Below are 5,681 nucleotides of genomic sequence, written 5' to 3'. Positions count from 1 at the left end.
CCAGGCGGAAGATGTTATCCAGAATCTTGGCGTTGTTCGGTTCCTGCTCGAACCGCACCAGCTGATTGTCGACGGTGTCCAGGCTTTCGCTCGTCTCCGTCAAAAACTCCCGCAACAGATCATCCATGGAACAGGCCTTCACGCAGCGGCGCGCGGGGTCGACGCGCCTTCTCGAGTGTGGCCAGCTTCTATGCAAACCGTTTAATATTGGTTGAGTAACCGGAAATGAATGGCCTCAACAAAGCTCTAAGCGGCCTCGCGGATTCCCGCGGCCCGATCTCAACCTCTGGTTAACCATATTTCTTCGCAGATCGTTTACGAAGCGGTCACGATCACGGCTTCGCCTTCGGCGACGAGCGCAGCCTTCAATCCGCAGGCTTCTGCGAGAAGCCGCGTATAATAAGGCTGCACGGCGTGGGCATCGACGCTTGCACCCGCGCTGCCGCTCAGGAGGTCGGAAATGTTCTGCGGCAAGCGGGCGTTCAATCCCTTCGCGGTGACGCGAAAGCTCATTGTATCGCCCTCGCCGACCGGGTCGATGGTGAGCGTGCCGCCGCGCGGTATGGTCTGCTGCGCGATGATGAGCATGTTGAGCAGCAGCTTGACCCTGTTCTTCGGCAACAGCACGCGTGGCAGGTTCCAGCTGATGGTGATCTTGCCGTCCTCGATGTGCCCGCGCGCGGTGGTCTGCGCGTCGCCGAGATCGATCTGCGCGCCGGCCGATCCCGCCGCGCCGAACGCCAGGCGGCAGAATTGCAGCCGGGCCGAGGCGGTCCTGGCGCTCTTCCGAATCAAATCGAGCGCGAATTCGCGATCCTCCGGCTTGGGATTGTCATCCAGCACCTCGAGCCCATTGACGATGGCGCCAACCGGGCTGATGAGATCATGGCAAACCCGCGAGCACAGCATCGCCGCGAGTTCGAGCCTGTCGGGAACGAGAGCGGGACCAGATGAGGAGGCGCCTGACATCAGATGATCCTGGGATACAAGGGCAGCACGCACTTCGCGGCGGACGAGGCGAATCAGGCATGCCTTGGACTTTGATGCACTGCATACACTGCGCGAGGGCGAACTGCCACCGCTGGAAATGACTTGCAAACGGGACTTGCATACGGAACTTGCGAACTGTGAGGCGCGGCAATGAGACTTCCTGATGGCACCCGTTATGAGGCTCGATGATGAATGAGCCCGGTTTGAAGCCGCGCGCGCTCGATTGCGACGAGGCGGCCGCACTGATGAAGCCTTTGACCGACCTGGTGGTCGAGGCCGGGGCAGCCATTCTTGCCGTCAACCGCGGCGTCATGAGGATCGAGGGTAAACTCGACGGTTCGCCGGTAACCGAAGCCGACTTCGCCGCCGACCGCATCATCGGCGACGGGCTGGCGCGGCTCGTTCCGGACATTCCGGCGCTCTCGGAAGAGCGGGTGCGGCAGGCCCAGCCCCCCTATTGCGGCAGCTTCTTCCTGATCGACCCGCTCGATGGCACCAAGGAGTTCGTCGCCGGCCGCAACGAGTTCACCGTCAATCTTGCACTGGTGACCAACGGAACGCCACTGCTCGGCATCGTCAGCGCGCCGGCTCTGGGATGGCTGTGGCGCGGGGTGGTCGGCCGCGGCGCGGAACGGCTGCCGCTTGACGGAACCGGACTGGGCGCGCCCGAGCCGATCCATACCCGCCCTGCTCCGAGGCCCGGCGAACCCTGGATCGCCGCTGTCAGCCGCTCACATGGCGATGCCCGGACCGAGGCCTTCATCGACGGCCGGCCCGGCGCGATCCGCGAAAAGCTCGGCTCGGCGCTCAAGTTCGGCTGGCTGGCGGAAGGCAAGGCCGACATCTATCCGCGCCTGGCGCCAACATCGGAATGGGACATCGCGGCCGGTCAGGCGGTCGTAACCGCGGCCGGCGGCAAGATCACCGACGCCGAAGGCGCGCCTCTGCACTATGGCGAGGGGCGTGACGGCTTCATCGTGCCGGCCTTCATTGCCTGGGGCGATCCGGCGACGGCCGGCCCGGCCTACTGAGCCAACGTTTGCAGCAATTCCGGCCAGCGCGCATTGGCCTGCGGCACGACATGCCCGGGATCGGCGGCAAAGACATCGCGGTTGGCTTCACGCTCAAACAAATAAAGCCGTTCGCCTGCGATCAGCCAGATCCGGGGCGTGCCGGCAACGGTGACGCCGCGTGCCACGTCGACCGGATCATAGCCGCCGAACTGCGGCCCATAGATCTCGGGATGGGCAAGGAAAGAGGCCCGATTACCCTCATTGTGAAAACGCCATACCGCGCCGGCCTGCCAGGCCTCGAAATCTGGCAAGCCCTCGACCGGCTGGCCGTCGATGAAATAGGCCACCGGGTCAAACCCATCGATCGCAAGCCCGGTGAAGCGGTTGACGACCAGTCGCTCCGTGGTCGCGGCTTCGGCGGCAAAAGGAGGCAAAGCCCCGCAAAAGGCCGCGAGAACGGCAATAACGGCTATTCCGAGACGCCTGCGGTATTTTTCTTGCCGTTGTGCCGTCATAGTTGGTGCGGATAAGATCGAATCGGGGACACAGGACGCAAGCTAAAGCCTTGCTGTTGGCGTCAGGTTAAGGCGGCGGCCGGAATCGACATCAGGGGTTCTTTCATGAATTTCGCTTCCCGTCTTGCCGCGGTGACGCTCGCGGCGCTGATATGGACGCTGCCCGTTTCGGCGCAGCAGGCGCCACCCCAAAACCTGCCGCCGCCGCAGCGCGACCCCGGGCCCGATAATTTTGGACCCGAGGAACTGATGTCCGCCGGCCACCGATTTTTCGGCAATGTGTCGCGGGGGCTTGCCTCGGTCATCGAGCGCGCGGTCAGCCAATGGGGCCTGCCGAACGGCTATGTGCTCGGCGAGGAAGGCTCGGGCGCCTTTGTCGCGGGTCTTCGCTATGGCGAAGGCACGCTTTACACCAAGAATGCCGGGGATCTGAGGGTCTATTGGCAGGGACCATCGGTGGGCTTCGACTGGGGCGGTGACGGCGCCCGGACCATGACGCTGGTCTATAATCTGCCGGCGACCAGTGCGATCTATCAGCGCTTCGTCGGCATCGACGGATCGGCCTATATCGTCGGCGGTTTTGGCATGACGGCGCTCACCGCCAACAATATCGTGCTGGTGCCGATCCGCTCGGGCATCGGGCTTCGGCTCGGCGCCAATGTCGGCTATCTCAAATATACCCCCAGCGCGACCTGGAACCCGTTCTGATCGGTATTGAGGCGCCGGTCTTGCGCGCTTCTGCGCGACCGCTTTTTTCTTCGCTTCGGGATTCACGTTAACTGCGCAACGGGCTGGCGTGTTGCAGTGCGCCCGTGGCATGGTGATATCGAATCCCTCTTCAGGAGTAGTGCTTGATGATCGAACCGATCATGTATCTGGCGATCGGTTTTCTGCTCTCGATGCTGTGCGGGCTGATGGTCGTGCCGCTGGTGCATAACCGCGCGGTGCGGCTGACCACGCGGCGGCTGGAGGCCGCGACTCCACTGTCGATGGCCGAAATCCAGGCCGACAAGGATCAGCTGCGCGCGGAGTTCGCGATGTCGGCGCGGCGGCTGGAAATGAGCGTCGAGCAGCTCAAGAACAAGACCACGAGCCAACTCGCCGAACTCGGCAAGAAGACCGACGCGATCAACCGCATGAAGATCGAGCTCGGCGAGAAGAACGCCACGATCTTCGCGCTGGAGGCGCGCGAAAAGGCGGTGAAGGAACAGCTGCGCGCCACCGAAGAGGAATTCGCTGACAAGAGCGAAGGGCTCCGCGCGGCCGAGCAGGCGCTGAGCGAGAAGCAGGCCGAGCTTGCCAGAATCAATGCCGAGCTGAATGACCGCACGGTGATGGCGGAGAGCCGTCAGGTCGAGCTCGTTGCCGTGCACTCCCAGATCGACGAGCTGAAACGCCGGGTCGGCGATGCCGAAAAGGAATTTTCGGCGACGCAGACCCGACTGGCGCAGGAGCGCGGCGAGTCCGAGACCGCGACGCGCGAACTAACCGAGGCCCGTGGGCGGGTCGAGAATTTGAGCCAGCGCGTGACCGATCTCGATCGCCAGCTCATCATCCAGGTCAAGGAAGCCGAGATGCTCGGCAACCGCGTCAACGACCTGGAATCTCGCCTTGCCACCCAGGGCAAACTGCTCGCCGAGCGCGATTTCGAGAACAATCAACTGCGCAAGGCCGGCGAGGCCGCCGAGCGGATGGCGAAGCAATTGCGCGACGAACTCGACCAGAGCAATGGCGGCACATCGCCGGCGCTGGAAAAACTCAAGGCAGAGAAGGCTGCGCTCGAGCAGCAATTGCGCGCAGCGCGTGACGAACGCGCCAAATTGCAGCGCGACATCAACGCGATCCAGCAGCAGGCCGAGAGCTCCTGGGCGACCGAACGAATGGAAAACGCGCTGCTGCGCGAACGGATCAATGATATCGCGGCCGAGGTGGCCAAGCTTGCGATCCAGCTGGAAGGGCCGAATTCGCCGATCGAGGCCATGCTGGCCTCCGAGCCGGCTCCGGCCAGGCCCGTGCGGCCGGGCGCGGCTGTCAACGGCACCGTCGCGCCGGGTGGGTCGCCACAGGGCGGAACGCTCGCCGAACGCATCCGCGCACTGCAGTCCCATGCCTCCCGCGCGCGTCAGCAGGGGGCGTGAAGCGCGCACCTTGGCGCGAGATCAGTGTTGATCGCTTGACACTGGTGCCTCGCTTTCCGTAAATCGCGGGCTCCGGCGAGCCTGCATCGCGGTTCGGAGGCCAATCGGCAGGCCTTCGACGATGCTGGAAAATTCCGGGCGCATAGCTCAGCGGGAGAGCGTTCCCTTCACACGGGAGAGGTCCAAGGTTCGATCCCTTGTGCGCCCACCATAAATGCAATGAACACAATAGTTTATTTGACTATAGCCCGCCGCACGTGCCCCGGAGATCTCGGGGTACAGCCGGGGCACGGACGCCGGCTGATGGAGCGATTTGATCTCTCGCCGTCTGCCATCTGACCCGCGCGAACGAATGCCACCAGTGCAGTTGCAGCTGCGCGTCAAGCCTGGCGATCCGATCCATTTCGAGGTTCGTGGACGTTTAGCCCCCTGACGCGGCCTGCTCCCGGCCATAGGGTCGGCGGGAGTGTTGGCGCCCACGGGCGGCCTGCATCAATCTCGCGATATCAAATCGCATCGGAACCTGCAGGAAACCCGCGTAAGGGCTGGCTAAGCAGCGCAGGCACCCGCAGCTCGGCTGGATCGAGCGTCGCCGTCGGAAGCCGGAGGCCACATGTTTGAATCGTGTCGGTTGCGCCTCATTGCCACGTCGTTATCGAGGGTTCGAAACCGATCGCCGGCTCCAGCCTCCAAATTGTCCGGCCCGGACACGCCCGAGCGGGACGCCAATATCGGCTCGCTCTATCGGTTGTTTCCTAACAAGGAGGTGGTGGCGGAAAGCGTTGATGCATCATCACGCCGAGGTCTTGAAGGCCGAGTACGACGCGGTCGCCGCGCCCGCGGGGGAAATGACCTCGGACGCCTTGGCTGACGTACTAATCGAGTCGCTGGTGAAACTGTCTCCGCAGACCCGGGCGATGACGGCGTTGTTGGACTCCCGGAGCGACTTGGGGCAGTTGCGTCGTCGTTTTGCCGCGGAGTGCGTTTCCGGCATTCAGGCGGCGGTGATGGCACCCGCCCAATCC

Annotated in this window: 6 protein-coding genes and 1 tRNA gene; 5 read left to right on the top strand and 2 right to left on the bottom strand. The window is 63.6% G+C overall.

Annotated features, from left to right (window positions below):
* Positions 1-315 precede the first annotated feature (315 nt).
* Positions 316-969, bottom strand: a complete 654-nt coding sequence (gene chpT / locus WCB02_RS26360; RefSeq protein ID WP_423962695.1) for a histidine phosphotransferase ChpT — start codon at positions 967-969, stop codon at positions 316-318.
* 209 nt (positions 970-1,178) lie between these two features.
* Between chpT and WCB02_RS26355 the strand changes: the two genes are divergently transcribed.
* Entirely contained in the window at positions 1,179-2,021 is an 843-nt protein-coding gene (locus WCB02_RS26355) for a 3'(2'),5'-bisphosphate nucleotidase CysQ family protein (RefSeq protein WP_423962694.1), read from the top strand.
* On the opposite strand, the gene WCB02_RS26350 is transcribed toward WCB02_RS26355, so the two are convergent.
* Positions 2,015-2,518: a YHS domain-containing (seleno)protein gene (locus WCB02_RS26350; protein ID WP_423962693.1), complete on the bottom strand. Its 504-nt coding sequence runs from the start codon at positions 2,516-2,518 to the stop codon at positions 2,015-2,017. The two genes, WCB02_RS26355 and WCB02_RS26350, sit on opposite strands and share 7 nt — an antisense overlap.
* Positions 2,519-2,623: 105 nt before the next feature.
* Here WCB02_RS26350 and WCB02_RS26345 point away from each other — a divergent pair, with 105 nt between their 5' ends.
* From WCB02_RS26345 to WCB02_RS26330, 4 genes are all read left to right on the top strand, one after another.
* Positions 2,624-3,226 (top strand): DUF1134 domain-containing protein, encoded by a 603-nt coding sequence (locus WCB02_RS26345; RefSeq protein ID WP_423962692.1) that lies wholly within the window; start codon positions 2,624-2,626, stop codon positions 3,224-3,226.
* 146 nt (positions 3,227-3,372) lie between these two features.
* Positions 3,373-4,656 carry a hypothetical protein gene (locus WCB02_RS26340; RefSeq protein ID WP_423962691.1) on the top strand — a complete coding sequence of 428 codons (1,284 nt, stop codon included), beginning with the start codon at positions 3,373-3,375 and terminating at the stop codon, positions 4,654-4,656.
* 136 nt (positions 4,657-4,792) lie between these two features.
* Positions 4,793-4,867, top strand: a tRNA-Val gene (locus WCB02_RS26335).
* A gap of 574 nt (positions 4,868-5,441) precedes the next feature.
* The coding region (locus WCB02_RS26330) for a hypothetical protein (protein WP_423962690.1) at positions 5,442-5,681 on the top strand (240 nt) is incomplete at its 3' end.

It is taken from the genome of Bradyrhizobium sp. (assembly GCF_049581145.1).
Taxonomy (GTDB): Bacteria; Pseudomonadota; Alphaproteobacteria; order Rhizobiales; family Xanthobacteraceae; genus Bradyrhizobium.
This window is presented reverse-complemented; position numbering and strand designations above follow the sequence as displayed.